We start from the raw sequence: 25,905 nt of genomic DNA, 5'->3' as shown, positions 1-25,905 counted from the left end.
AATGACCTGCTGTTCACCTCCCCATCCCTCAGCTATATTCCCTACTATTCCCAAATTGATCACGCTTACGGGAGCCGGTGGTAAGACATCTATTATATACTGGCTGGCTTCGGTCATTAAGGAAAAAAGCAAACGAGTCATTATTACAACCACAACAAAGATGTTTATGCCGGATTCCGGTGCTGTCATTCTCCAACATGATTCATCCGACTTTTTTGCCGAACTCAATTCAGCGTTGAAACTTCACACGACCGTGACCGTCGCCTCCCGATATGATCACGAACTAAAAAAACTTATTGGATTATCACAAGAAACGATTTCAACCATCCACCAGTCAAACATTACAGACTGTATTCTCGTGGAAGGTGACGGCGCTGCCCGTAAGCCATTAAAAGCACCAAACGATAACGAACCCGTTATTCCACACGAAACAGAAGTTTGCATCGGTGTTATGGGACTGGACGCGGTCTATTCTCCACTTACTAATGTCACAGTGCATCGACATGAGCTATTTTCTAAGCTCACGGGTCTCCAAAAAGGTGAAAGTATTACTCCATCCGACCTGATTACACTGGCAACATCACAGCATGGTCTATTTCAATATTGTCCGCCCTCATGCCAGCGTTATGTCTTGCTTAATAAGATAGATTTACCGGAAGCCGCTGATACTGTTGCAGAAATTTATTCAGAACTAGACCTAAAGCAATCGAGCCCCACATGGATTGCTTGTTCTGCCCGAAAGAGAAAAGCATTCAACATTTCTGACATGCACACACTATTGACTATCGTAGGTGATTAAAAACAACTTTACTATCAGCATTGATAAAGTACTAAGAATTTCATTTGGGTTACAAAAAAAAAGCCCTGTAGAGACTATCTACAGGGCTTTTTGATACCTTATTTAAACAATATGTTAGCCAGCACAACGCTTCTCCGCCCACAGGCTTGCTCCGAAAGCGCCACACATGTCCGGTTCATCCGCGACAAAAATCGTGTTTTGCTCTCCGAATTCTTCCTGCAGCAGCCTACGAATACATGCATTATTTGCAACACCGCCAGAAAAGACTAACGGAAATTCAAGGCCCACACGTTTCAGCATCGTACTTGTCCGACGGACTACAGACGTATGCAGTGCCAGAGCAATATCCTCCGGTTGAGCACCCTGCGCCATCAAAGAAGTCGCTTCTGTCTCAGCAAAAACAGTGCACATGCTATTGATAAGTGGAGGATTGTCCCCGCATAGCGCGTAGTTACCAAAATCTTCAATACTCAGCTGGAACACATTGGCAGTATACTCCAAAAACTTACCTGTTCCGGCTGCACAGCGATCATTCATTTCAAAACGAAGAATTCCCCCGTTGGAATGTAATGAAATAGCCTTGGTATCCTGTCCGCCTATATCCAAAACTGTTCGAGCTTCAGGAAACAACGCATGAGCACCTAAGGCATGAGCTTTAATCTCTGTGATAGTATCGACCGGATATGAGAGCTCTAGAGTCTTTACCAACTCACGTCCATACCCCGTTGCAACCAGATACTCAGGGGAATGCCCCTCAAGCAATTTTTTACACTGTTCCAACGGTGAAAACGTTGTCGGCAACTGAGCACGGTGTACAACAACACCGTCCTGCTGCAACACAAGTTCCGTTGATCGAGACCCGATATCTATTCCGCCAAACATAGCTAGTCTAACATCTCAACAAAGGCTTCAACACGTGTTTTCAACTGCTCAACGTCTTCCATGCTGTATCCAGTCTCTACACTCAGCATAGGAATATCTTTCTCAGACAGAACTTCCTGCATCTTGATTGCTTCATGAGCATATGGCTGACAGAATGACAGTGCATAGTGAATCACACCATCAGCATTCAATTCATTAACCATATTTGCCACATTCACCATACGTTCATCATTCGGGGTAAAACAAGCACAGTCGATTTTCATGTAACGCTCAACAAGCGCGTCAATCATACCTTCAATTGTGTCAGCAGATTCATCAACAAGGTCACGAGTATTTCGGGAACCAATACAGGATTCCTCACCCACGATTACGGCATTGGAGCTTTCCATAACGTATGGCAGCTTCCAGTTCGGCACAGCCATTGGACAACCGGAAAGCAGCAGACGTTTTGTTCCCGCAGGAACAACACCGTCGCCCTGCGCAATGCGTTCTTCAATTTGATCACAGAGGGTATTAATAGATTGAGTAAAGCGTTCCGGATCATCATAAAAAGAGACCTGATTGATGAGCAACGCATCACGGCCGGAAATTGGTGCAGGGTCAGCTGCTCTAAGACGGGAAAGTCTCTGAAGAGCACGACGTTTTTCATTTACAATTGAAATAGCTTTCTGAAGATTCTCAGCAGTAATTTCTACGCCTGTAAGCTCCTCCAAAGTATCCTTGTAACGGAGTACCTCTGATTTAAAGAGTTGTTTGGCATCCATTGTTTTTGTCTGCGGAACTTCCATTACATGCATCGGCACTAGCTTACCGAATGCTTCATATGCTTTTTTCTTTCCATCGCAGGTTGTTTCCCCAACAACCAAATCACATGACTCCGTGAACGGACAAAGACGGGCAAGCTTAAATCCGATGAAAGATTTAATAAGTGCACAAGTATTACGCGGCACAAGCTTTTCAGCTTCATCAGTTCCTGCATCTGCACCGGAACACAACCCTACATGAACAGCATTAGCAGCTAATGTAAGCTCTTCCGGAACAAAGACACAAAATGTGCCGATGATTTTTTTGCCAGCAGCCTTTGCATCCTGAAGTTCTTTAATTCGAAGCCCGTGAACTTCTGAAAGGACAAAATCCAGATACTCCATTCCTTTCAAACGATTTTCCTGTGAAAGGTAAATGTCTCCATAAAATTTACCAAGTACTTCAAGCAATCCATCATGAGCAGAAATATCAAGATTCAACTTTTCCCACATTTCTGTATGTGCAGCGTCACTCATTACTACCTCCTAAGAATGAAATGCTTATGTATACACACGCTGCAACACCTTAATCAAATTGATAAAAACTATCTGTTCATGAGGGCTTGATTGAAAAACGTAATATATCAGACACAGTACGCATCCATCTAAAACTACCGCACTCTGCCTTAATCATTATCGAATTAAATGAGCTGCTACGTCATACAGTTACCGAAAAAAGCACTTCTCATTATTCAAAAAATCAAGCCCAGTCCTCCCTGAATCACATTCAAAGAAGTTACCAAGCTTTTTTTACACCCTCACCATAGAAGCTAACTTCTTATCACCCCCACAAACTAGATTGAATATCTAACAAAAAGACACTTTTTTCCGGTTAGGCATGAAAAAAATATACAAAAAAGTATTAAGAGACACTTTGAGACAATACCGAATATATTACACCAATTATAAACACCATAACGACAGTAACAAACTGCAGTCACACTCATTACCCCACGTCACAACCATTACTCACAACAGGCCATCGCCTTATAGCAGGTAAAAACTACGCCTCCTGCAATAAAATCTACACAAAAAAACAAAAACTAAATACATACCACGCAACACTCACACTATTGCATGATGTTTTACTATAAAAGAAACCGTTTTCACTACATTAATACATCACTACAGCATTTAACAATACAACTTTATCCTGTATTTTCTTTATATTTCCGAAACACAATGCACAATGTATCCGGTTACAATCTTATTACAAACAAAATATCAATTTCAGAACGCGATATAGCACAGACAAAAGCGTTGCAACATCAGTTTTTTTTTAGTAGCTCGTCTTCTGCATTGACATAAATAGTCAAATGCACACTTTAGTTGCCAACTTTTATTAATTAATTGCTGCTCTATACCTTTAACCTATTTGGAGAGAGAGGATGATTGGTATTTTCAAGCCGGCGCCGCACATTGAGCGTGTGCCTGAAGAGCGAATTGATGCAGAATACAAGAAAAACAAAATGAAAGTTTTTCTTGGTATTTTCATTGGTTACGCAGCCTACTACCTTGTACGTAAAAACTTTGCACTCGCAATTCCTGATATTCTTAAAGAATACCCAGAATACTCTAAAGCAATGCTCGGTACTGCAATGACTGGTCTGTCTATTGCGTACGGTGTATCTAAATTTATCATGGGCTCTATTTCTGATAGAAGTAACCCTAAGTACTTCCTCCCATGTGGTCTGCTTCTTTCCTGTGCCATTCTTGCCTTTACCGGCATGAACAAATGGGTATTTGAAAGTGTAACCCTTCTCGTTGTACTTATGACTCTGAACGGCTGGGTTCAGGGTATGGGTTGGCCTCCTTGTGGTAAAACCATGGTACACTGGTACTCCACCAAAGAACGCGGCATGACCGTTGCTGTTTGGAACGTTGCTCATAACATCGGCGGCGCATTAGTTGCTAACCTCGCGTTCCTTGGTGTTATGATGTTCAACGACTGGGGTGCAAAATTCTACTTCAACGCAGCTATTGCTGCTGCCCTCGCACTTCTCGTGTTCATTCTTATGCGTGACACACCACAGTCCTGCGGTCTTCCTAGCGTTGAAGAATACCGTAACGACTACCCTGAAGGCTACGATGCTAAAAAACACGAAGAAACTTTTACCTTTAAAGAAATCTTCTTCGAACACATCCTTACCAACAAGTACCTCTGGGCAATCGCTATTGCGAACGCATTCTGTTACTTCGTACGTTACGGTGTAGTTGACTGGATTCCTACGTACCTTCAGGAAGTTAAAGGTTACTCCTTTAAAGAATCCTCCATTGCATGGTCCCTCTTTGAATACGCAGCTATCCCTGGCACAATCGTGTGTGGCTGGATGTCTGACAAAATCTTCAAAGGCAAACGTGCTCCAGCAACCATGCTCTTCATGGCTCTTACTCTGGTATTTGTTATTGTATACTGGTTCAACCTCAGCGGTCCTAAATGGATCGACTACGTAGCACTCGTTGCTATCGGCTTCCTCGTATACGGCCCAATCATGATCATTGGTCTCCATGCACTTGACCTCGTACCTAAAAAAGCTGCTGGTACAGCTGCTGGCTTCACCGGCTTCTTCGGTTACGTATTCGGTTCCGCTATTGCTGGCTCCGGTGTAGGTTGGATTGCTGACCACTTCGAATGGCGTGGTGTATTCATCACCATGGTAGCATGTTGTGTGCTCACCATTCTCTTCAGCGCGTTTACCCTCGGCCACAAAGCTGAGTCCAACGGCAAATAGCGTGCTCTAACAGTCCGACTCTGTTCACCACCATGGGCAGATAGGCACCACAAAAACGTAAAAGCCCCGCTTCATATGAAGCGGGGCTTTTTTTATTCATCAAGAATCGAAACAGGAACGCTCAGCAAGCTAGTTTTCCTGCTTAAGCAATACTTCGTCTCGACCGTCAATCTCTTCAATCAAGACGTCTACCTGCTCTATGCGCGCGGTAGCAATCTGTTTGCCTACGTAGTTTGCCTGAATTGGAAGCTCACGATGACCACGATCTACAAGCACCATAAGTTCAATGCGGCTTGGGCGGCCATAATCCAGAACAGCTTCAAGAGCTGCACGGATGGTTCTGCCTGTAAACAAAACATCGTCCACCAGCAGCAAAGACTTCCCGTCCACACTTACCGGAATATCCGTTTTGTTAATCATTGGCTGCACATCAAGTGTAGTCCAGTCATCACGATAAAGGTTAATATCGAGCGAACCAAACTCAATAGTCTTTCCTAACTGTTCTTCTAATACAGTGCGTACACGTGCCGCAATATCTACGCCCCTTCTCTGGATACCGACCAGAACAAGGTTTTCGCACTCACCATGATTCTCAATAACCTGAAACGCAAGGCGGTCTATAGTACGCCGCACTTCGTCTTCAGTCATTACAGTTTTCACGTTTCCCATTTTTATATCCTTTGTTCTGCTTTATTCCATGAGGAACTAATGCCGAGTATCCTATCTTTTTTCTTTCATAAAAGAAACAACATCAATATGCATTCTGTGACCTATGTCATGGGCGTAATACTGTTTTTTTATTATAAATGATGTCCCTTAAAATTATACAGATGAATCATATTCCTTGCATATTAAGCAGTTGTAAAATCAAGTTATACGCTTTTGTATCAGCACATTCTTTTCGGTTACTTAATGCCGTGTCTGTGGTAATATGAAATACTGAAAAACGACTCACCTGTTTCCCGTATTCGGTAGGCCTGCAGGGCACGCAACACACACCGAAATGCCCGTAGAAAGCCAATCTGAAGGCATCCGAAACCCTGATGAAGCAGCTGCATTTCTATTGACAAAGCTAATAACTGTCTTTACTTGATATGAACAACCTACGTGGAGGAAATTCAATGTTTACATTGACTGAAAACGCCCACAAAGAACTTGCGGCGTACTTTGCAGATAAGGAAAAATCTCCTATCCGCATTTATCTGGCTCCGGGCGGCTGAAGCGGCCCAAGATTGGCATTGGCTCTGGATGAGCCAAACGACGACGATTCCGTATTTGAAGAGAAAGAATTTACTTTCTGCATCAATAAAGACCTCATTGAAAAGTCCGGTAAAATTACCATCGACCTTTCTTACATGGGCTTTGTTGTAGAGTCTGAGAACCCTCTCGGCGGCGGCAGCTCTTGTGGCGGTTGCTCCAGCGCAGGTTCTTGCGGCTAGACCAGCTTAGCTTATAAAAGGCGACTTCATTTTGAAGTCGCCTTTTTTTGTAGCCGTTACTATATGAAGAGCTGATAGCTACTCGGTCTAAGCATCGCACTTTATCTATCAGTCACACATCTATTTGACTATTTTTCTCGCCAGCAGGTAGTGTTCCTCCATATAAACTTCGGAGGAACACACTTATGTTCACATTAACTGACGATGCTCGAAAATCACTCGATGCACATTTTCAAGATAGAGAACTGGCATCTATTCGTATCTACCTCGCACCAGGCGGTTGCAGCGGTCCACGTCTTGCGTTAGCCATGGATGAACCGTCCGATGAAGATACTGTTCTTGCAGCAGACCCATACTCTTTTTGTATCAATAAGGATCTGCTCGACAAAACAGGTGCTCTTACTGTAGACATCCACTGTCACGGCTTTGTTATTGAGTCCGAGAACCCAATGGGTGGAGGTTGTGGCAGTTGTGGCGGTGGTTGCGGCAGCTAACCTAAAAAATACACCTATCCAGGCGGTTCTTTTTTGAGCCGCCTTTTTTTTATATACACAGGAGAACTACCATGACATTCAAAGAATCTGTACTGTACGCAATCAAAATTGCACACAAAGAAAAAAAAGAGTTTGTGGTAGGCAAGGAAGACGGGCGATGGGAAGTTCGTGAACTAGCAGATCCTCGTTCTGACCAAATGTCACCAAGCATTATCGTTAACGGAAACGGCATCAAGTATCCGGATGACGAGTACCTTTACGCACAGCTTATTGAAGAAGGCGCATAGCGTTTCATCTTCCGATTCCAAATAGTCTCCTACTGTTGTAGTAACGGAAATGCCCTATCATTAGCAGGGTAATGGCAACACATTGCCTCCCCCCTACAGCATTTCAAACGAATCGGGCGTCCTGACAACAGAGACTTGCTCAAAAAGTAAGTACTGGACAGGCACGCCCCGAAGAAGAACAACACTATGGACGAGTTACCGTACTAAGAAGCTCTCTCCATTCTGCGCAGTTACAAACCCCACACTGAATCTTTTCAAGGTCGGCTTCACCAGCCTGATGAATGCCGGCAATTGCATCTCGTAGTGCCACAACACGATACTCTCTAGCCGTAGCTTCATAAATTGTTGTGCGGATGCAGTTAGCAAACCATGTTCCTGCAATAACAGCCGTTGTTACGCCTTGCTCGCGGAGCATAACATCAAGCTTAGTTTCATAAAAACTTCCCCAGCGTGGCTTATATAAAATATGTTCCGTAGCTGAAATTCGCTGTGGCTTGCCAGTAAGAAGAAGCTCGCCATCTGCAACCACCCCTTCCGGAATTATGTCAGAAACAGGCTGCATTCCATCGGTACCGGGGAGTACCAACTGTAATCCATTCTCTATAGCTTCGCGTCGACAGGCATCGACATTTACTGCATTATTCTCCGGAGAATATATACGGACAATGTGAACAATAGGTAGCCCACATTCACGATAGTATTGCACCATCGCACCAGTCATAGCAGCAACACGGGCTGCTCCCTCACCTTCAGCAGGTGCTCCGGGTAAAACAAAGTCATTTTGTAAATCAATAGTGATAAGCGCACTTTTTTCCGGCTCTGGACGAGTATATTTGGAAAAATGACTGAACATGGTGGTTACATCCTTATATATACGTTACTTCAAACCAACAACATCACGGTTCGAAACAGCTTCGAAATACATTCAGCAAAGATAATTTTTACGAATTAGTCGATCAAGATAATGTCCCTAAACGCTCTGCTAGTAAGCTAAGCTTGAATACCCTCCCACACAGCCTTCAGACAAAACAAGCGCAAAAAAAAAGCCGCACTGAGTGCGGCTTTTTTTTATTTTAGAACTGCTTATTTCTTAAGCCAAGGCATCATCTCACGGAGACGACCACCGACTTCTTCGATCTGATGAGCAGCTTCGATACGACGAGTTGCAGTAAAGAATGGGTAGTTTGCCTGAGACTCAAGGATGAAGTCACGTGCAAAACGACCTTTCTGAATATCTTCCAAAACTCGTTTCATTTCTTTTTTAGTTTCCTCGGTGATAATGCGAGGACCAGTTACATAGTCACCATACTCTGCAGTATCAGAAATGGAATTGCGCATGTTAGCAAGACCACCTTCATACAACAGGTCTACGATCAGTTTTGTCTCGTGCAAACACTCAAAGTAAGCAATTTCAGGCTGGTAGCCTGCTTCACACAGAGTTTCAAAACCAGCTTTAATAAGAGCAGAGATACCACCACAAAGAACTGCCTGTTCACCGAAGAGGTCTGTTTCTGTTTCTTCAGCGAAAGTAGTTTCGATGATGCCGGAACGAGCGCCGCCGATGCCTTCAGCGTAAGCCAAAGCCTTCTCCTGAGCTTTACCTGATGCGTCTTGGTGAACAGCAAACAGACAAGGAACGCCACCACCCTGGGTGTAGGTACGGCGAACGAGATGACCAGGGCCTTTCGGGGCTACCATAAATACATCAACGTCTTTCGGGGCTACGATCTGACCAAAATGAATATTAAAGCCATGTGCAAAGACAAGTGAGTTGCCAGCTTTGAGGTTCGGCTTAATGTCGTTCTCAAAGACAGAAGACTGGTACTGATCTGGGAGTAGGATCATAATGATATCTGCCTGCGCAGCAGCTTCTGCAGCAGACACCGGCTCGAAGCCGTCAGCTTTAGCTAAGTCATAGTTTGCTCCGCCAGGACGCTGCCCGACAACAACATTAATACCAGACTCGCGAAGGTTCTGAGCATGTGCATGCCCCTGGCTACCGTAGCCAATGATTGCTACAGTCTGATCTTTCAGGAGTTCCAAGTTGGTGTCCTGTTCGTAATAAACCTTCATCTCCACTCCCTGCCGTGCTTTGCACGGAACATACGTTTAGGTTGCAGTTTGTATATAAAAACCCCCGCCTGAGGGAAATCACAAGCGGGGGCATGCCAAGCAAATGATTCTTATTTCTCAGGTTGCATGGAGCGTCGCAGCGCGACGGTACCAGTACGTGCAATTTCTTTAATGCCAAAACGGTCTAGTAGTGCAATGACAGCCTCTACTTTACCATGATCGCCTATGACTTCTAGTGTTAGTTCGTCCAGGCTGACATCAACGACTTTGCAACGGAAAATATCTACAATACGTAGAATTTCTGCGCGATTAGATTCAGTAGCGTTAACTTTAATCAACGCCATTTCGCGCTCTACAGTAGAGCTGTGATGCATATCGGTCACTTTAATAACTGTCACTAGCTTACGCAGCTGCTTAACAATCTGCTCAATGATCTGCTGATCACCACGTGTGACAATAGTCATCAAAGAAACACCCTCTTCAAGAACTGGTGCTACATTCAGAGAATCGAGGTTGAAGCCACGTCCGCTGAACAAACCGGAAATTCGTGACAATACGCCCGGTTCGTTTTCTACAAGTACGGATAATACATGTCTCATTACTCTATCCCCTACACCAACAACATTTCTTCAAGAGAGGCACCTGCAGGCACCATAGGATACACGTTTTCTTCTGTCTCAACACGCACATCAACAATACATGGAAGCGGTGAGTCAAAAGCAGCCTTCAATGTTTCTTTAAGCTTAGCGGGATCTGTTACACGGTAGCCTTCTGCACCGTATGCTTCTGCAAGCTTCACAAAGTCTGGCTGTGCATCCATACATGTAGAACAGTAATTTTTATCATAAAACAGTTCCTGCCACTGGCGAACCATTCCGAGGAAACAGTTGTTCAACACGACAATCTTAACTGGCAATTTATGGCTTACAGCCGTCATAAGCTCCTGAATATTCATCTGAATGGAACCATCACCAGCAATATCAATAACCAGTTTATCAGGAAACGCCATCTGCGCACCAATAGCAGCAGGGAAGCCATAGCCCATTGTGCCAAGGCCGCCTGAAGTCAACAACGTGCGCGGCTGACGGAACTGATAAAACTGCGCTGTCCACATCTGGTTCTGCCCTACTTCAGTACTGATAATGGCATCACCTTTGGTCAGCTCAAAAATTGTTTCAACAACATGCTGCGGCTTCAGAGAATCTTCCTGATGATATCTCACAGGGTGGGTGGTCGCCCACTCTCTGATCTGACTATTCCACTCATTGTACTGATCAGCCCAGTCTACATCTGCAAATTCTGTTGACTGCACCTTGAGAAGTCCCTGCAATGCAAGCTTACAGTCGCCAACGATAGGAACTTCAACTTCAACGTTCTTACGGATTGAAGTTGGATCAATATCAATATGGATAATCTTTGCACCTGATGCAAACGAAGAAAGCTTTCCTGTTACCCTGTCGTCAAAACGAGCGCCGACAGCCAAGATAACATCTGCATTACTCACAGCTTTGTTCGCAGCATAGGTACCATGCATGCCAAGCATGCCAAGCCATAACGGGTCATCTCCCGGAAAAGATCCCAATCCCATCAAAGATCCGGTAACAGGAATCTGCATGGTTCGGACAAATGTTCCAAGCTCTTCAGAAGAGTTCGAAGAAATTACACCGCCACCAGTAAAAATTAACGGACGCTTTGCTTCGCTTAGCAGCTCAATTGCCCGTCGCACCTGATTGTTATTCGGCTTGTACGTTGGGTTGTAACTACGCATCTTAATACGTTCCGGATACTGGAACGCGTGCATCTGGTTCTGAACATCCTTTGGAATGTCCACGAGAACTGGTCCCGGTCTACCGGAACGAGCCACATGGAATGCTTCCTTAATGGTAGCTGCAAGTTGGGAAACGTCCTGCACCAAGTAGTTATGCTTGGTGCAAGGACGGGTTATTCCTACAATATCAACTTCCTGGAAAGCATCGTTTCCAATAAGAGGAGTTGGAACCTGACCTGTTAGAACCACTAGAGGAATTGAATCGGAATACGCAGTTGCAATACCGGTAACGGTGTTGGTTGCACCCGGACCGGATGTTACAAGGCAAACACCGACATTTCCGGTTGCTCTTGCATATCCATCAGCTGCGTGTACGGCACCCTGTTCATGACGAACCAGCACGTGTTTTATATCTTGGTGGTTAGACAGCTCGTGATAAATATCAAGAACTGCGCCACCCGGATACCCAAAGAGAACATCAACATTCTCTTTTTTTAAACTCTCTAACAGGATTCTGGCCCCAGAATACTCCATTTACATCTCCAATTCCCTGTACCGATCAAGCATTATTTGTATCTTAGTCTTACCGTCTAATTTCTGTTTCTTAAGCTCACGTAAAGAAACTTCTTCCTGCGGAGTTAAGAGTTTTTTGCTCTCAAGCTTATCTACCTGCTTTTCAAATAAGATGTGCTCATCCCAAAGCGCCTTGAGGGTCTCATCATGGGGCAAGTGTTTCTCGAGTAATTCTACGTCACGTACTTCCATGATTGCTTCTCCTTTTTTGGAGGTTATCGGCAGCCTTTTCGGTTAAAGACTACCCATAGGGATAGAAAACCGTCACATCCACGAGTAACGGGATTCTTATATTGAGAGTGATAATTCACTCATGACAACATTCTCCAAGCGTTACTTTTTCGAGCTATTTTTATGCTTAATCGGCTTTGTAGGTTAATTCCTTTCTACTTTATCCAACTCTCCTGCTGCGAGTATTCATCAGGTTATTATTTCCTGCCGCCTTTATGATAATAAGGCAGCCCCGCATTTCCAACCATGCCACTGTCAGGCACATGGTTAGCTCTGACAGGGACTGCCAGGCTAGTGAATAGCTCCGGCAAGTTGGTACATGGAACGGATAACAAAAATCTGTGTAAACTGAATTGCAAGCAGCAACACAACGGGAGATAGATCCAGCCCGTTGAAATATGTGAACGGTAACCACTTACGAATGCGGTAAAATACCGGTTCTGTAAGATTTCTTAATGTGCGCACAATTGGGTTGTAGGGATCAGGATTGACCCATGTAAGCAGCGCTGAAATAATAACAACCCAGAAGTATATGCTTAAGACTGCGTTTAAAATTTCAGCAATCCCTACTACAAAATTCATGGCAAAAATCTCCATTAAGCCTCCGGTTACACTCCACGGATAAAAGATCTCGGGGAGTTCCACTAAGTTCTACTTAACCATTATGATGGATTACTTATCAAGTAAAAAATGACGAAATTGGCAATTTTTTTTATTTTTTTGTAAAGAGTCTTTTATTTAGACCTGTTACACCACTCGATAAGTATCTGCTTCACTCTTTCAAAGTCATTAATATGAACGCCACGTAAGTCCGTGTTTTTATACGCCCAAAATGAAATTCCAGCACGTTTTGCTGCTTCTTCGTCAACAATACTGTCGCCAATAAATACAACTCGGTCTGCTGACTCGTTCCATTCTTTCATGATTTCGAGCGCTCCCTCAGGGTGAGGTTTACACTCAACTTTTGCAGCAGTCATTACAGGATGGAAAAAGCCATCCATATCATGCTGTTCAAGCACCATTTCCATTGTGTTGGAACGGTTAGTAAATACTGCAAGCTTAAGACCAAGCTCGACAGCCGTTTCCAATAACCCGTACAGACCGGATTCCGGTATCATGAGCGGTAAAACCGTCTTGACATAGTTCACCTTCTTCTGTGCCTCAGGAATAAGATGGTGCTTCTCTTTCGGCACAATGGCTTCATAAAACCCCATTACTGAGGAATAATGCGCCACCTCTTCCTGTTCCTCGGTCAACGGAGGCATACCCAACACATCTAGAACCTGATTATAATATCCAATATTACAGGCACGTGTGTCAAACATTACCCCGTCACAATCGAAGATAAGACCACCAAGTCCGTCTGGAAACATGTTGTCCAATAATTCTGGCGTAAAATTCATTCTTGTTACGTCCACTTTTCACGTAATCTCAAGCTTGGCAGCAATCGCTTGCTGTCAACAAAGGATTTCAGCGCCGTCAGCAACTAATAAAAATCTGACTAGTTCAAAGAGTACGATAAGCAGTATAAAAAGACTACATTAAAAAACACATAAATGTATTTGAGAATATATCTTTTCTAACCCCAGCAAACCAACTCTTAACTACTGAACGTCACAGAGCAGTCCCATATTGACACGCAGAAAATAAATCGTGCCTTTAACAACTACGCTACTGTAAAAATTTCTACTGTCCGGTTGAGGCATTCCCAGCCTTCCGGCACACGAGTGTGTCCTAATAATTCATATGCCTTAACAGAATACAGCTTCCAACCAAAATTCTCAGGCAATGAAAAACCGTATTCTTCGGCAGTAATAGAATCCAGTGTAATATCCTCACCAATTTCTGTGAGAACATCAGCCAGTTCTTTTTTTACCGCTACAAAACGGGTATCTTTCGGCGAAAATTCTATAATTGCAGCTGCCACAGCACGCCATGGCATCCCCAAATCTTCTTCCACATCCCCCACCAAAGCCGCTTTAGGCTCTATTCCGGGGAGTTCTTCCAGATCATCCTCATCCGTAATGCCAAGAATTGCATCCATATTGGCGCTGGAAGCAGTAAATTTATCTTTTAAAGCACCAAGCTCGGCAATGCGCTGCTCCATATCCCAAGCAAGCAACAACGTCTTCTGGGCAGCAATACGAGCCTGCAAAACCGCATCCACAACAGGCTCTTCTTTTTCTGTCGGTACAAATTCACCCGTAGCAGCAAAAGCATCCAGATCGGCAAATTCATCGTTCAGCGGTTCAGGAGCATCATGCTGTGTAGCTTTCTCCGCTAACACCACACTGGACATATCGCGGGCACTACGAAAAGAAAGACCATATTGAAGCAATTCGTGCAGCTGTCCACGAGCTTCTGACGGATTCATTGGAAGCTCCGGTGAAACAAAAAAGGATGCACCAGTGGCCTCACGTAGCCCTGGAGAACAAAAGAGTACTCCTTCCGGCAAGTCAACAGCCACATGCTGCGGCTGCACAGCTGGAATAACAAGAGTAACTTTTTTCGATTCAGATGCGCTCATTAAGTCCCCTAATTATCGTGAACAGCCAGAGGCTGCTTCGGAGGTTTGAGAATGTTTGTACCGGCGGCAAACGCCGGTACAAACAGGTAATTTCAAAATGCAGATCAGGTTCAATTCATAACAACAATCTGTAAGATTACTATCATCCGCACACTGCTTACATGCTCCGACACAAAAATCCGGACACATTGTTCCCGCCGGAGGCAACTCCGCCTCATGCGAATCCCACAACTGTGCTATTTGATCATCATCCAGAGAAAACTTATCCGCGCGGTCTACGAATTCATCGTATGCATTCAAAAAACGGGTAATCTCTGAACAAGACCACTCTGCGTGATCGCCAGGATTTATATGTTCTTCATATAAGCAACGTCCCTGCTGATAAAAAGCACAGTGAACGCCGGGAAGTTTTTGAACCTGAGCGCCCATAGGCTACCCTGCAACAAGATCGTACGGCCACAACTCCATTCCGCCATCAAGAACATACAGACTGGTTGCACCAAGCCCATAGAGGTAACAAGCGATTGAGTACGGAATATCAGAATCATGACTTACGATTACCAGCGGAGTAAAGCGTGGCACTTCGTCCTGCAAACGCTTTTTAAGCTGGGTAAACGGAATATTATATGCGTCTTGAATATGTCCGGCACGCCATGCAATCTGATCACGGAGATCCAAAATAAAGAACTTAGCACCAGCTTCACGAGATGCAATCAGTTCATCTGGAGTGATACCAAAAATCCGTTCTTCAAGCTTGTTAGAGAGCATGGAAGCAGCCTTACGAAGCACCATACCGCCAGCAGCCATATCCACACAGGAAAGAGCCTGAACAGTCATATTACCTGCAAGAGCTACCGCTGTGCCGGAAGCTACAGCATCAATCCAAGCAGCCTCTAACGCACCACAAACCTGTGCACCAAGCACAACGTCTGTAGCTTTGTCACACACAAGTTTTATAACAGCATCTGATTTAATATCTGCAAGGACAGGAGCTGCGTCAAAAATAACGAACTCCGGTTCATATCCAGCAGCAACAGCTTCAGCCTGTGTAAGACCAGTACGAAACGCAACACAATCAGCGGCCTGATAGCGAGAAGAAGCACAGCTACCATTCCATGTTACTGGCTGTTCCAACACGATGGAACTCAACACACGACCATGACTGACAAGAGAATCCACAGAGCTTGCCTCGTAAGGAGCATTGGATTTTCCAGCCACTTCGGCACGTTTTACAGCCACAGCTGAGCCGAAAAGGTAGACATCTTCAAGGCCGCAAGAAAAGTCTTCCTTAACAGAAATAAAACCGGATGGGTCAAGGTCAACACCCTGCTCTGCAACAATTGGGTGTACAGCACGCGGAGCATCTGCCCAGAAGAATACTTCACCCTCAACAGATTCGGAACCGCAGGTTAATGCACGAATATCACCTTCAGGAGTCAATTCAGGAGTCACGGGTCCCTCTGTCATAGGAACAACGCGAACCTTGCCTTCCGCACCTGCTTCAACTTTATCGCTCACAACATGCCAGAATTCCGGATCAAACTCGGCACATTCTGAACGCGCCCATGTTACAGACACTCCAGCCTGCACAAGCGGATCAATAAGTGATAAAGCGTGAGCTCCACCATACACTACCGCAGTCTGCGGCTTGTAGCTTTCCAGCCATTCATCTACAAGGCCAGCCTGCTCCAGCGGCCAAGGGATAACATTCTGCGCCCCACGGACAGCACGAGGCAATCTTGGAGCAGCATCAATTTCCATAATCAGTTTTGTGTAACGAATTGGAATGCTGCCCTGCGGAGAAGAAGCATGAACGGTTTTATTTTTAAAATCCATTTCCATGGAAGTCATAGGTAGTACGCTGATCTGTTTAGCATCAAGCAAAACAGAAGAAACATGCGCCAGCGGATTATTTTTTCCAAATATTCCCTGTTTAGAACCTTCTTCAACTTCAATAGGAACAACTAAGTTAACTTCAGCAGACGGAGCCTGCCTTTTAATGCGCGCAGCGGTCTTGGCACCAGCCAAACCAGAACTTATAATAACAATACGTTCCATTTTTAAACTTCCTCTTTTCTTAAAAAACTTAACAAACGGAGTACTGCCTTTTTTCCGTTTGTTATTCGACATATTACGGGAAACAGCGCAAGAACAACCCCTTGACCTGTAAGCCCCCCGTGTGTATAGCGGCAACATATCCTATGGAGGGAACTATGTTCGGTATCGGTATTCCAGAATTATTAGTTATTCTTGTCCTCGTTCTGCTCGTTTTTGGAGCTAACAAGCTTCCAGAAATCGGCGGCGGACTTGGACGTGCCATTAAAAACTTCAAAAAGGCTACTACCGAGCCTGATGAGATTGATGTCACTCCTTCTTCTGAAAAAAAGAAAGAAGAAAAAGAAGACTAGCAAGCACTTATGGCTTACAAAAAATCCCGAAGTACATCGTACTTCGGGATTTTTTGTATTTCATCAAAGCCTATTCGGCTGCTGGCTGAAACTCGTATGTCAGCCCGCGCCCGTTTACATACTCAGATAACTTTGTAAGAACCTGATCAATATTTTTTGTCTGCACAACCCAGCGTGCAGACACAGAGTCTGCCTGAATAACCACGGCCTCGAGTCTCGCTCCGGAAGCAGAACCCACCCAGCCACGCAGCACTCTATCGAATGCTTCTACTCCGTCAGGGAACAACCAGCCACGCACCTGAAGCACACCTTTACTGGTATTAGCCATCGGCTGCGGACTTGTACTCTGAGAGAAGTACTGCCCCCACACAGAATGCCATGCGTCATCTAAATTTTTTGATTGAGCAGCAATCGGAGCACCCTCGCCCTGAAGCGACAGTTCCCACGTATCACCAACAGGATTCATAACCAAAATAAGCGATGAGTTGTGGTCCGGACGCAAACCGTACAACTGGTGAAGACGACCCAACTTTTCCCATGTTGCGTCCTGTACGCCTGAGTACTGCGGGTTATACACAACAGGTGCCGTCCTGGTTTTAAAGAACCCAAGACGCTTTATCACCGATCTTAATGAAGAACTGTTTACAGAAACTTCTACTGACATTTCCTGCCCGTATCCGTCTGCCATATGGGTAGATCCCAACTCACGATAACTTAAAACATATGCTTTTGCTTTCGGAGCTAAGAACTTACGCAGCTCTTCTTTACGCACGTCCGTAATGGGATAGCCGATAATTTCCAGCGACTCATCAAACACAGCATTTACAAATGCTGCCTGCAACGCACCGGAACGAGAGCGAACCGAATACGCAGCTTCTTCAGCACCTTCAGGCACTGATTCATACCAGACAGATTGCGCAACGCGAGCCTGAACAAGCGAACTGAACATAAGAACAGCCGCAAACGCTAAACCAACGAGAACTAATTTTTGTTTCATCATATTGAATCTACTGTATGCCTTACAATTTCAGTTGTTCAAATGTACTGTATCGCCCTGCAAAACACCAGAGTTTTATATATACAAAAAGACCGGCTCCCAAAAGAGAACCGGCCTTTATTGCAATAGCTGGAGGTAGCAAAGGGGTTATGCAAAAACTACATCAACCTGTTCTGCTTCCCGATCATCGCGCTTTTCAATGTTGCCGATAACCCATGCTTTCTGATTCATTGCTTCAAGACGGGACATAACGTCATCCTTGTCTTCAGCGCTGACAATAAGCACATATCCAACACCACAGTTAAAGATCTGCAGCATTTCCGGCCAGCTCAAATCACCCTGCTCTTTCAACCAGTTAAACACTGGAAGAACATCCCATGAACCAAAGGAGATAGAAGCACGCACAGAAGAAGGAAGTACGCGCGGAATATTGTCGTAGAAGCCACCGCCAGTCACATGCACCATGCCTTTGATGTTGAAATCACGCATGAGCACGTTCACTGTTTCTGTGTAAATTGCGGTAGGCTCAAGCAGAACTTCAGACACCTTTTTGTCTGTACCCGGCATAATATCATCGCCGGTAAGTCCGCTCTTTTCAAAAAGTTTACGTACGAGGGTGTATCCATTGGAATGGACACCTGTAGAACTGAGACCAATAATTGCGTCACCAACGCGAATATCAGATCCGTCTACGATGTTGGCATTATCCACCATACCAACACAGAATCCGGCAAGGTCGTACTCGCCTTCTTCATACATATCCGCCATTTCTGCGGTCTCACCGCCAAGCAGTGCCATCTTGGACTGACGGCAGCCAGCTGCAACACCGGCAACCACCTGCTCGGCCTTATCAACGTCGAGCTTACCTGTGGCGAAATAATCAAGGAAAAAGAGTGGCTTTGCACCCTGAACCAGAATATCATTAACGCTCATGGCAACGAGGTCGATACCTACTGTATCATGTTTATCGAACATGAAGGCCAACTTGAGCTTAGTTCCAACACCATCGGTTCCGGACACGAGCACAGGCTCTTCCATACCCGACAGATCCGGTTTGAATAAGCCACCGAAGCCGCCAATATCAGAAAGTACGCCTTTCGTATGGGTATCAGCTACAACGTGCTTAATTCTATCAACAAGGGCGTTTCCTGCATTAATATCAACACCTGCTTCGGTATACGCTCTTGAACGATCTTCAGACATTATCTGCTCCTTGATACTAGTATGATAACAAGATCCTTCGGGAAGCCCGTACATAGGCTTTTACGAAACAAAGAGCAAGGGAGAAACACATGCACTACACTTCAATTACAATGAATTCCTCATCTACTCCAAAAAATGCGCTATTAACGCTCTTTGCAATCGCAATTTGTGTAATAGTTTTGACACCTTCAATATCTGCAGCCAAAAAGCACCATATTGAGCACAGGCAAGACAGAGTCATCGGTACTGACTCTTCTGAGATCATTATCAAAGAAGACTACCTAAGTGGTGATAGAATCATACGTGTTAAGCCGAAAAAGCAAAAAGAAGAGGACTGCAACAAATACACCAGCGGTCAATATCCGGTTATTATTAAATTAGAACCAGACATTTCAAACTATAAAAAGTAGGTCGTTATGCATCCAGCAAGATTATGGAAAACACTCGGAAAGTCGGATGGCACTACACCTGTTAATGTTCAGTGTAGATTATGTAGCCATTTTTGCAACATTGCACCGGACACTACCGGAAAATGCGGTGTGCGCAAAAATGTTGACGGAAAACTGTATACTCTTGTGTTCGACAAAGTTGCAGCCGCCAACCTTGACCCGATTGAAAAAAAGCCGCTGTACCATTTTCTACCCGGAACCACTTCATTCTCTTTCGGAACAGTTGGATGCAACCTTACATGTTCATTTTGCCAAAACTACACCCTCTCAACAACACCACGTTTAACAGGGCAAATTCTAGGACAGCACACCAAACCCGAAAGGCTTGTTGAGCTTGCTCTTGAGTCCGGCGCACAATCTATTTCATACACGTACTCAGAACCTACTATATTTTTTGAACTTGTAGAGGCTACAGCTAAGCTTGCTATCAAGCATGGGTTAAAAAACATTCTCGTTTCAAATGGATTTCAATCCCCTGAATGCCTTGCAGAGCTGAAAGATCTTATCCATGCCTGCAACATTGACCTTAAAGGCGCTACAGAATCATTTTACAGCGACATATGCGGGGCGCACATCCGTCCTGTCCTGCGTAACCTGAAGATAATCCGTGAAATGGATTGGTGGCTGGAAGTAACCACCCTTGTTATTCCTGATGAGAATGACGATGAAAAAGAACTTTCCACCATCGCCCGTTTTATAAATGATGAACTCGGCAGCGACACCCCATGGCACATTTCACGATTCCATCCAGCATATAAAATGCAAAACCGCATTCCGACGCCGATTGAAACACTTAGAAAAGCTGCTGCTATTGGCAAAGAAGCCGGTCTGAATTATGTATATCTAGGAAATATTCCAGGGCGCGAGGGACGCGACACACTGTGTCCTAAGTGCGGCGCCATAGTTATAGAACGCAAAGGCTACTCGGCAGCCAGAGGCGATTATTCAAAATGTCCAACCTGCGATACACCTATTCCAGGAGTATGGAGTATACATGATTCTCGTTAACACCGGTAACGGTAAGGGAAAAACAACAGCATCTGTCGGTCAAGCTATTAGAGCACTGGGGCAGGATCACACTGTAGCCTTCGGGCAATTTATGAAACGAGACAATCAGGCGGGCGAGCAACGTGTGCTCCACAAATTATTAGGAGACCTCTTTTTAGCTCCCGGAGATGGTTTTCTTACAAAGCCTGAACAATTCCCAAAGCATCGGGCAAGTTCTGAAAAGCTTATATGGTGGGCAAAAGAACGCATCCCTGATGTTGACATGCTTGTGCTGGATGAAGCGCTCTACGCTCTTTCTTCCAAGCTTATTACGCGTGAAGAACTCGAAGAATTAATAGCGCTGGCAAGAAACAATGACACCCATCTAGTACTTTCCGGCAGAAATGCCCCGCAATGGCTTATTAATGAAGCAGACCTCGTAACCGAAATGACAGAGATCAAGCATCATTATAAAGCAGGCGTTCCGGCACAGGAAGGAATAGAGTTTTAACATAAATTTATAAATTTCCTCTTGCCAACGGGAGGACTTTTCCCTAAAAACTTTCTTCGCGACGGAGAGTGGCGCAGGTTGGTAGCGCATCTGGTTTGGGACCAGAGGGTCGCAGGTTCGAATCCTGTCTCTCCGACCACCGAATTTAAAGCTCACAGTGAAAACTGTGAGCTTTTTCGTTTTCAGCGACATAAAACTGAGACTGCTCGATTCTGCACCTCAATTTTCTATATCTCATGAAGGGTTCATAGGACATGAACTCGTTTTCTCCTTGAGAATCAATGGAACTCGTTTCTAAAATGCATAAATTTGATTTTTTCTGCATTTTTTACTTGCAAGTCTTTAGAGTTTTCCTTAGTACTTCTTTCGCGACGGAGAGTGGCGCAGGTTGGTAGCGCATCTGGTTTGGGACCAGAGGGTCGCAGGTTCGAATCCTGTCTCTCCGACCACCGAATTTAAAGCTCACAGTGAATGCTGTGAGCTTTTTTCGTATCTTATGAAAACTGCAAGTACCTACAAGATGAAGGAAGCATCAAATGTAGCCGAATCCATCAAGTAATAATAAAAAATGTGATGAAATAAAAAAAATACATTTTTTTCTTGCAAGTTCCGTCAGTTTCCCTTAGTACTTCTTCGCGACGGAGAGTGGCGCAGGTTGGTAGCGCATCTGGTTTGGGACCAGAGGGTCGCAGGTTCGAATCCTGTCTCTCCGACCACGAATTTAAAGCTCACAGTAGACACTGTGAGCTTTTTTTGTGCCCAATTTCCCCTGACAAGCTCACTCCTCTACAAAAAACAGCTTCCCCGAAAAATATCGCTTTCTTTTAGAGCAGATACATCGTACCAAACCCCTTATTAACAAACTTGTCATTTTTTGGAGTTACAACTGTGATACTTCCTCTTGGTTCATTCTTTAATGTCGCCTGTATTATCGTAGGAGGCGTATGCGGGCTGGCCCTTGGCGGACGCCTGCCAGAACGGGTACGGCATATTGTTTTTTCTGGCTTGGGGTTGTGCGTTCTGATCATCGGCATTCAAATGGGTATGCAAAGCAAGAACCTATTAGTTCTCGTTTTCAGCGTACTTCTCGGCTCCATCACAGGTGAACTGCTTAATTTAGAAAAAAGACTCACAAAAGCCGCAGACAAACTCAAAACACTCATAAAATCGAGCAACTCAAAATTCACAGAAGGATTTGTTTCTACGTCTGTGCTCTTCTGTATCGGATCTATGGCAATACTCGGATCTTTTGAAGAGGGCCTGCGGGGCGAACATACAATCCTGTTCACTAAATCCATCCTTGATGGATTTGCTGCTATGGCCTTTGCTGCCACCTACGGCGCTGGTGTTCTGTTTTCTGCTCTTCCGGTTTTTCTTTATCAGGGAACCCTCACAGAACTTGCAACCTACCTGCAGCCAATCATGACTGAAGGCATGATGACTGAACTCACAGCAACAGGCGGCGCACTCATTATCGGAATTGGCATCAGCTTGCTCGAACTTCGCACCATTTCGTTAACCAACATGCTGCCTGCTCTATTCTTTGCACCGATTCTTACCTATTTCTTAGGATAACGAATCAATAAGCACTACTACCAAGACTGAAAACGAAAAAAGCCACTTTTTTATATTGAAAACCAAACAAACGAGTCCTTTTTTACATAAATTTCGTTTTTTCTGCATTTTTTACTTGCAAGTCGGTCAGGTTTTCCTTAGTTACTTCTTCGCGACGGAGAGTGGCGCAGGTTGGTAGCGCATCTGGTTTGGGACCAGAGGGTCGCAGGTTCGAATCCTGTCTCTCCGACCACCGAATTTAAAGCTCACAGTGAAAACTGTGAGCTTTTTCGTTTTCAGCGACATAAAACTGAGACTGCTCGATTCTGCACCTCAATTTTCTATATCTCATGAAGGGTTCATAGGACATGAACTCGTTTTCTCCTTGAGAATCAATGGAACTCGTTCCTTTTTTACATAAATTTCGTTTTTTCTGCATTTTTTACTTGCAAGTAACGCCAGATTTCCTTAGTTACTTCTTCGCGACGGAGAGTGGCGCAGGTTGGTAGCGCATCTGGTTTGGGACCAGAGGGTCGCAGGTTCGAATCCTGTCTCTCCGACCACGAATTTAAAGCTCACAGTGAACACTGTGAGCTTTTTTTGTATCAACAACCTAGCGGTTACATCCCGCTCAGCGGATAACTCTTAACGCAAGTAAAAAACAGCGCTCTTGCTGCCACTCCCCAATCACCACACTCTATTTCAACAAAAAAACGCCTCTGCGTTTTCACACAAAGGCGTTTTCTTTACGCAATTTCGAAATTAATTGGCTGCTGACAAAATAACGTCAATGGCTTCTACTGCACGTGCAAAGCGCTCCTGCCGTGTCCCCTGAATCTTCACAAAAGCAAGATTTCGGTCTTCCAATTCTTTTTGAAATAAACCTTGCATGTATTCGCGCTCTTCAGGTCTGTCCCGCTGCCCATCATCTTCCCACGGAATATCTACTCCACAGAGCAAGTACAAAGTGTACTCACGCTGCAATAAGGCAGATTCAATCCACTCAGGATTTGTTCCATAGTAATACTTATTATACACAGCAGAAGACAACATATTCGTGTCACAGAGCAAAAAACGAGGCTCTTGAGTCTCTACAGCAAGCTCTGCCTTCAACTGCCCCTTTGCAATAGGAACGGCGTCTTCAAGCGTAAGCACCCCGTCATTAGCAATAAAGTACTCACGCAAATATTCTTCTACATATGGAACGCCGTAATGCTCTGCGAGCATGGCACCCAACGTAGATTTACCTGTACATTCAGAACCGGTCAGCACAATGCGAACGGGAGAACTGCCCCCTGCTCCCACTCTTTTAGCAGTTATGCAGTCTGACATTTGCCCTCTGCGCTTACAGATTCTGTCTGCATGGATTTGTACCAGCTATAGAAACCAGCAACAGCCATAATCGTGTATACCGCCATAAGACCGCTGTACCCAGTCCACCCTTTAGCAAAGTAGATGTAGATATACATCGCGTCCGCAACAATCCACAGAATCCAGTTTTCCAAGTACTTACGAGCCAGCAGGTATTGGGCAATCAAACTGATGACGGTTGTAATGGTATCAAGCCATGGAAACGCAGCATGTAACACGTTTTGCGAAATATATCCAAAAATTGCGATTGCAACTACACCAATGGCAGCGAGCTTCATCGCAAGAGCACGATCAACAGTACGTACTGGCAACGGAGTATCGTTTTCACCACCACGCAACCACTGCCACCAACCATAAAAACCAAGTACTACGTAGACGAACTGAAGAAAGGCATCCATGTAGAGCTTGCCGTCAAACACAACGACCATCCAAATGCCAACACTAATGATACCAATAGGCCAGCATAACGGCTTTTGCCTAACGCTCAGAACAATATAAATTAACCCTGTTGCGATTGAAATACGCTCAGCCCAACTCATAGCTTCTACAAAGCCGAGAATGAAGTTTACTAATTCCATTATATTTCCTTTTGAGGCGCCAGGTACGAGCAGAAGCACCTCATATAAATGTAGCGTAAAAAGGTAGTAGTTGTGCGCGCCCGTGGATGACCACAGGACAACACTCTCGTTCACATAAGCATGTATGTATTGATTGAGTGTACAAAGGTCAACTCGTCACCAAAATCCATTTTACCGTACAACACCCTTCAATCGTAAACGCACCAACCAACGACAGCCACACCGCAATATGTGGAGGGACACAACTATGTCATACATAGATTTAGAAAAAAAAGCGCTTTTTTGCATTTTTTACTTGCAAGTAACGCCAGATTTCCTTAGTTACTTCTTCGCGACGGAGAGTGGCGCAGGTTGGTAGCGCATCTGGTTTGGGACCAGAGGGTCGCAGGTTCGAATCCTGTCTCTCCGACCACGAATTTAAAGCTCACAGTGAATGCTGTGAGCTTTTTTTGTATCCAATTTTTATCATATTGCCTCCCCCAGCAAAGCAAGCACCGCCTCGGGTAATCTTTAATACTTTTTCTACTCCCGCTTGCACTCAGCATAAAAAAAGGAGTTTCAGATTTCTCTGAAACTCCTTTCTGTATTCTAGGAATCAGCACCCCGCCGCAACGAATGCAGCAACATGCGTTACACCCTATTCTACAACGTATGCTTTCAAAATAGCGATCTGCTCAACAGGAACGTCCTGATGGAAACCGAAGCTGCCGGTTTTTACACCTTTCATTGCGTCGATAACTTCAGTACCTTCTACAACTTTACCAAACACTGCGTAGCCCCAGCCACTTACGGTTTTACCGGTGTGGTTAAGGAATGCGTTGTCTTTAACGTTGATAAAGAACTGAGCAGTAGCAGAATCAGGATCCTGAGTACGTGCCATAGCGAGAGTGTATTTATCGTTAGCAAGACCGTTGTCAGCTTCGTTTTTGATTGGCTCACGGGTTGGCTTCTGGTTCATTTCAGTGTCAAAGCCACCGCCCTGAACCATGAAGTTGTCGATTACACGATGGAAGATAGTGCCATCGTAGAAACCGTCACGAACGTACTGTTCGAAGTTTTTAGAGCTTTCTGGAGCTTTTTCTGTATCGAGTTCAACAACAAAGTTGCCCATTGTAGTTTCAAATTTAATCAAAACAGGTTCCCCTTTAGCCAGCGCTGCGCTGGAGGTGAATGTTGCAAAAAGAAGCGCTACTGCGCCAAGTAATTTTAAAAGTCGCATGTGCACTCTCTCCATATTCT

At 44.7% G+C, this 25,905-nt stretch carries 28 protein-coding genes and 6 tRNA genes; 16 read left to right on the top strand and 18 right to left on the bottom strand.

Annotated features, from left to right (window positions below; translation table 11 throughout):
- Position 1: 1 nt before the first annotated feature.
- Positions 2 to 799 (top strand): selenium cofactor biosynthesis protein YqeC, encoded by a 798-nt coding sequence (gene yqeC / locus BUR09_RS02515; RefSeq protein ID WP_074215367.1) that lies wholly within the window; start codon positions 2 to 4, stop codon positions 797 to 799.
- Between the two features lie 114 nt (positions 800 to 913).
- Here yqeC and BUR09_RS02510 read toward each other — a convergent pair whose 3' ends face one another.
- Both BUR09_RS02510 and BUR09_RS02505 read right to left on the bottom strand, forming a co-directional pair.
- Complete coding sequence (locus tag BUR09_RS02510; RefSeq protein WP_074215366.1) at positions 914 to 1,681, bottom strand: acyl-CoA dehydratase activase; 768 nt, start codon at positions 1,679 to 1,681, stop codon at positions 914 to 916.
- A 2-nt stretch (positions 1,682 to 1,683) separates the two neighbouring features.
- A complete protein-coding gene (locus BUR09_RS02505; RefSeq protein ID WP_074215365.1) occupies positions 1,684 to 2,961 on the bottom strand; it encodes a double-cubane-cluster-containing anaerobic reductase in 1,278 nt (425 codons plus the stop codon).
- Between the two features lie 911 nt (positions 2,962 to 3,872).
- On the opposite strand from BUR09_RS02505, the gene glpT reads away from it, so the two are divergent.
- Positions 3,873 to 5,216 carry a glycerol-3-phosphate transporter gene (gene glpT, locus BUR09_RS02500; RefSeq protein WP_074215364.1) on the top strand — a complete coding sequence of 448 codons (1,344 nt, stop codon included), beginning with the start codon at positions 3,873 to 3,875 and terminating at the stop codon, positions 5,214 to 5,216.
- Between the two features lie 129 nt (positions 5,217 to 5,345).
- Here the strand turns inward: glpT and pyrR are convergent, their stop codons facing one another.
- Positions 5,346 to 5,885 (bottom strand): bifunctional pyr operon transcriptional regulator/uracil phosphoribosyltransferase PyrR, encoded by a 540-nt coding sequence (gene pyrR, locus BUR09_RS02495; protein ID WP_074215363.1) that lies wholly within the window; start codon positions 5,883 to 5,885, stop codon positions 5,346 to 5,348.
- Positions 5,886 to 6,337: 452 nt separating this feature from the next.
- On the opposite strand from pyrR, the gene BUR09_RS02485 reads away from it, so the two are divergent.
- From BUR09_RS02485 to BUR09_RS02475, 3 genes are all read left to right on the top strand, one after another.
- Positions 6,338 to 6,655 (top strand): IscA/HesB family protein, encoded by a 318-nt coding sequence (locus BUR09_RS02485; RefSeq protein ID WP_175565971.1) that lies wholly within the window; start codon positions 6,338 to 6,340, stop codon positions 6,653 to 6,655.
- A gap of 185 nt (positions 6,656 to 6,840) precedes the next feature.
- Positions 6,841 to 7,149 carry an IscA/HesB family protein gene (locus BUR09_RS02480; protein WP_074215362.1) on the top strand — a complete coding sequence of 103 codons (309 nt, stop codon included), beginning with the start codon at positions 6,841 to 6,843 and terminating at the stop codon, positions 7,147 to 7,149.
- A 71-nt stretch (positions 7,150 to 7,220) separates the two neighbouring features.
- Positions 7,221 to 7,436: a hypothetical protein gene (locus tag BUR09_RS02475; protein WP_074215361.1), complete on the top strand. Its 216-nt coding sequence runs from the start codon at positions 7,221 to 7,223 to the stop codon at positions 7,434 to 7,436.
- Positions 7,437 to 7,620: 184 nt separating this feature from the next.
- Here BUR09_RS02475 and BUR09_RS02470 read toward each other — a convergent pair whose 3' ends face one another.
- The 10 genes from BUR09_RS02470 to BUR09_RS02425 form a co-directional block, all read right to left on the bottom strand.
- Entirely contained in the window at positions 7,621 to 8,289 is a 669-nt protein-coding gene (locus tag BUR09_RS02470) for a cysteine hydrolase family protein (protein ID WP_074215360.1), read from the bottom strand.
- Between the two features lie 230 nt (positions 8,290 to 8,519).
- Complete coding sequence (ilvC, locus tag BUR09_RS02465) at positions 8,520 to 9,509, bottom strand: ketol-acid reductoisomerase (RefSeq protein ID WP_074215359.1); 990 nt, start codon at positions 9,507 to 9,509, stop codon at positions 8,520 to 8,522.
- A 110-nt stretch (positions 9,510 to 9,619) separates the two neighbouring features.
- Entirely contained in the window at positions 9,620 to 10,108 is a 489-nt protein-coding gene (gene ilvN, locus BUR09_RS02460) for an acetolactate synthase small subunit (RefSeq protein WP_074215358.1), read from the bottom strand.
- Positions 10,109 to 10,119: 11 nt separating this feature from the next.
- On the bottom strand, positions 10,120 to 11,811 hold the full coding sequence (gene ilvB, locus BUR09_RS02455) for a biosynthetic-type acetolactate synthase large subunit (protein WP_074215357.1): 1,692 nt from the start codon (positions 11,809 to 11,811) through the stop codon (positions 10,120 to 10,122).
- On the bottom strand, positions 11,812 to 12,042 hold the full coding sequence (locus BUR09_RS02450; RefSeq protein WP_074215356.1) for a DUF465 domain-containing protein: 231 nt from the start codon (positions 12,040 to 12,042) through the stop codon (positions 11,812 to 11,814).
- A gap of 330 nt (positions 12,043 to 12,372) precedes the next feature.
- A complete protein-coding gene (locus tag BUR09_RS02445) occupies positions 12,373 to 12,678 on the bottom strand; it encodes a YggT family protein (protein ID WP_139296720.1) in 306 nt (101 codons plus the stop codon).
- 137 nt (positions 12,679 to 12,815) lie between these two features.
- Positions 12,816 to 13,484 (bottom strand): HAD family hydrolase, encoded by a 669-nt coding sequence (locus BUR09_RS02440; protein ID WP_074215355.1) that lies wholly within the window; start codon positions 13,482 to 13,484, stop codon positions 12,816 to 12,818.
- 263 nt (positions 13,485 to 13,747) lie between these two features.
- Positions 13,748 to 14,608, bottom strand: a complete 861-nt coding sequence (locus tag BUR09_RS02435; protein WP_074215354.1) for a hypothetical protein — start codon at positions 14,606 to 14,608, stop codon at positions 13,748 to 13,750.
- A 12-nt stretch (positions 14,609 to 14,620) separates the two neighbouring features.
- A complete protein-coding gene (locus tag BUR09_RS02430; RefSeq protein ID WP_074215353.1) occupies positions 14,621 to 15,037 on the bottom strand; it encodes a hypothetical protein in 417 nt (138 codons plus the stop codon).
- Positions 15,038 to 15,040: 3 nt separating this feature from the next.
- On the bottom strand, positions 15,041 to 16,666 hold the full coding sequence (locus BUR09_RS02425) for a rhodanese-like domain-containing protein (RefSeq protein ID WP_074215352.1): 1,626 nt from the start codon (positions 16,664 to 16,666) through the stop codon (positions 15,041 to 15,043).
- A 155-nt stretch (positions 16,667 to 16,821) separates the two neighbouring features.
- Here BUR09_RS02425 and BUR09_RS02420 point away from each other — a divergent pair, with 155 nt between their 5' ends.
- Positions 16,822 to 17,016, top strand: coding sequence for a twin-arginine translocase TatA/TatE family subunit (locus tag BUR09_RS02420; protein ID WP_074215351.1), 195 nt, complete (start codon positions 16,822 to 16,824; stop codon positions 17,014 to 17,016).
- Between the two features lie 70 nt (positions 17,017 to 17,086).
- Here BUR09_RS02420 and BUR09_RS02415 read toward each other — a convergent pair whose 3' ends face one another.
- Together BUR09_RS02415 and purM are read right to left on the bottom strand one after the other, a co-directional pair.
- Positions 17,087 to 18,016 carry a hypothetical protein gene (locus tag BUR09_RS02415; protein ID WP_074215350.1) on the bottom strand — a complete coding sequence of 310 codons (930 nt, stop codon included), beginning with the start codon at positions 18,014 to 18,016 and terminating at the stop codon, positions 17,087 to 17,089.
- A 144-nt stretch (positions 18,017 to 18,160) separates the two neighbouring features.
- On the bottom strand, positions 18,161 to 19,216 hold the full coding sequence (gene purM, locus BUR09_RS02410; protein ID WP_074215349.1) for a phosphoribosylformylglycinamidine cyclo-ligase: 1,056 nt from the start codon (positions 19,214 to 19,216) through the stop codon (positions 18,161 to 18,163).
- Between the two features lie 89 nt (positions 19,217 to 19,305).
- Here purM and BUR09_RS02405 point away from each other — a divergent pair, with 89 nt between their 5' ends.
- The 9 genes from BUR09_RS02405 (at position 19,306) to BUR09_RS02365 (ending at position 23,280) form a co-directional block, all read left to right on the top strand.
- Entirely contained in the window at positions 19,306 to 19,626 is a 321-nt protein-coding gene (locus BUR09_RS02405; RefSeq protein WP_074215348.1) for a hypothetical protein, read from the top strand.
- Positions 19,627 to 19,632: 6 nt separating this feature from the next.
- The gene (gene amrS, locus BUR09_RS02400) at positions 19,633 to 20,673 is read left to right on the top strand and encodes an AmmeMemoRadiSam system radical SAM enzyme (RefSeq protein ID WP_074215347.1); all 1,041 of its coding nucleotides are present in this window, start codon (positions 19,633 to 19,635) and stop codon (positions 20,671 to 20,673) included.
- Positions 20,660 to 21,163, top strand: coding sequence for a cob(I)yrinic acid a,c-diamide adenosyltransferase (locus BUR09_RS02395; RefSeq protein WP_074215346.1), 504 nt, complete (start codon positions 20,660 to 20,662; stop codon positions 21,161 to 21,163). Before amrS ends, BUR09_RS02395 begins: the two co-directional genes overlap by 14 nt.
- Positions 21,164 to 21,225: 62 nt before the next feature.
- Positions 21,226 to 21,302 (top strand) — tRNA-Pro (locus tag BUR09_RS02390).
- Positions 21,303 to 21,535: 233 nt separating this feature from the next.
- A tRNA-Pro gene (locus BUR09_RS02385) sits at positions 21,536 to 21,612 on the top strand.
- Between the two features lie 190 nt (positions 21,613 to 21,802).
- Positions 21,803 to 21,879 (top strand) — tRNA-Pro (locus tag BUR09_RS02380).
- A gap of 172 nt (positions 21,880 to 22,051) precedes the next feature.
- The gene (locus BUR09_RS02375; protein WP_084539295.1) at positions 22,052 to 22,738 is read left to right on the top strand and encodes a DUF554 domain-containing protein; all 687 of its coding nucleotides are present in this window, start codon (positions 22,052 to 22,054) and stop codon (positions 22,736 to 22,738) included.
- 155 nt (positions 22,739 to 22,893) lie between these two features.
- A tRNA-Pro gene (locus BUR09_RS02370) sits at positions 22,894 to 22,970 on the top strand.
- A gap of 233 nt (positions 22,971 to 23,203) precedes the next feature.
- Positions 23,204 to 23,280, top strand: a tRNA-Pro gene (locus tag BUR09_RS02365).
- 199 nt (positions 23,281 to 23,479) lie between these two features.
- Here BUR09_RS02365 and BUR09_RS02360 read toward each other — a convergent pair.
- A complete protein-coding gene (locus BUR09_RS02360) occupies positions 23,480 to 24,049 on the bottom strand; it encodes an AAA family ATPase (protein ID WP_074215345.1) in 570 nt (189 codons plus the stop codon).
- Entirely contained in the window at positions 24,034 to 24,666 is a 633-nt protein-coding gene (gene pnuC, locus BUR09_RS02355; RefSeq protein ID WP_074215344.1) for a nicotinamide riboside transporter PnuC, read from the bottom strand. Before pnuC ends, BUR09_RS02360 begins: the two co-directional genes overlap by 16 nt.
- Before the next feature lie 335 nt (positions 24,667 to 25,001).
- Here pnuC and BUR09_RS02350 point away from each other — a divergent pair.
- Positions 25,002 to 25,078 (top strand) — tRNA-Pro (locus BUR09_RS02350).
- 225 nt (positions 25,079 to 25,303) lie between these two features.
- Here the strand turns inward: BUR09_RS02350 and BUR09_RS02345 are convergent.
- Positions 25,304 to 25,885: a peptidylprolyl isomerase gene (locus BUR09_RS02345; protein WP_074215343.1), complete on the bottom strand. Its 582-nt coding sequence runs from the start codon at positions 25,883 to 25,885 to the stop codon at positions 25,304 to 25,306.
- Positions 25,886 to 25,905: the final 20 nt, after the last annotated feature.

Source organism: Halodesulfovibrio marinisediminis DSM 17456 (assembly GCF_900129975.1).
GTDB classification, from domain to species: domain Bacteria; phylum Desulfobacterota; class Desulfovibrionia; order Desulfovibrionales; family Desulfovibrionaceae; genus Halodesulfovibrio; species Halodesulfovibrio marinisediminis.
The sequence above is the reverse complement of the archived record's forward strand: the minus strand, read 5'-3'. Positions and strand labels throughout refer to the sequence as shown.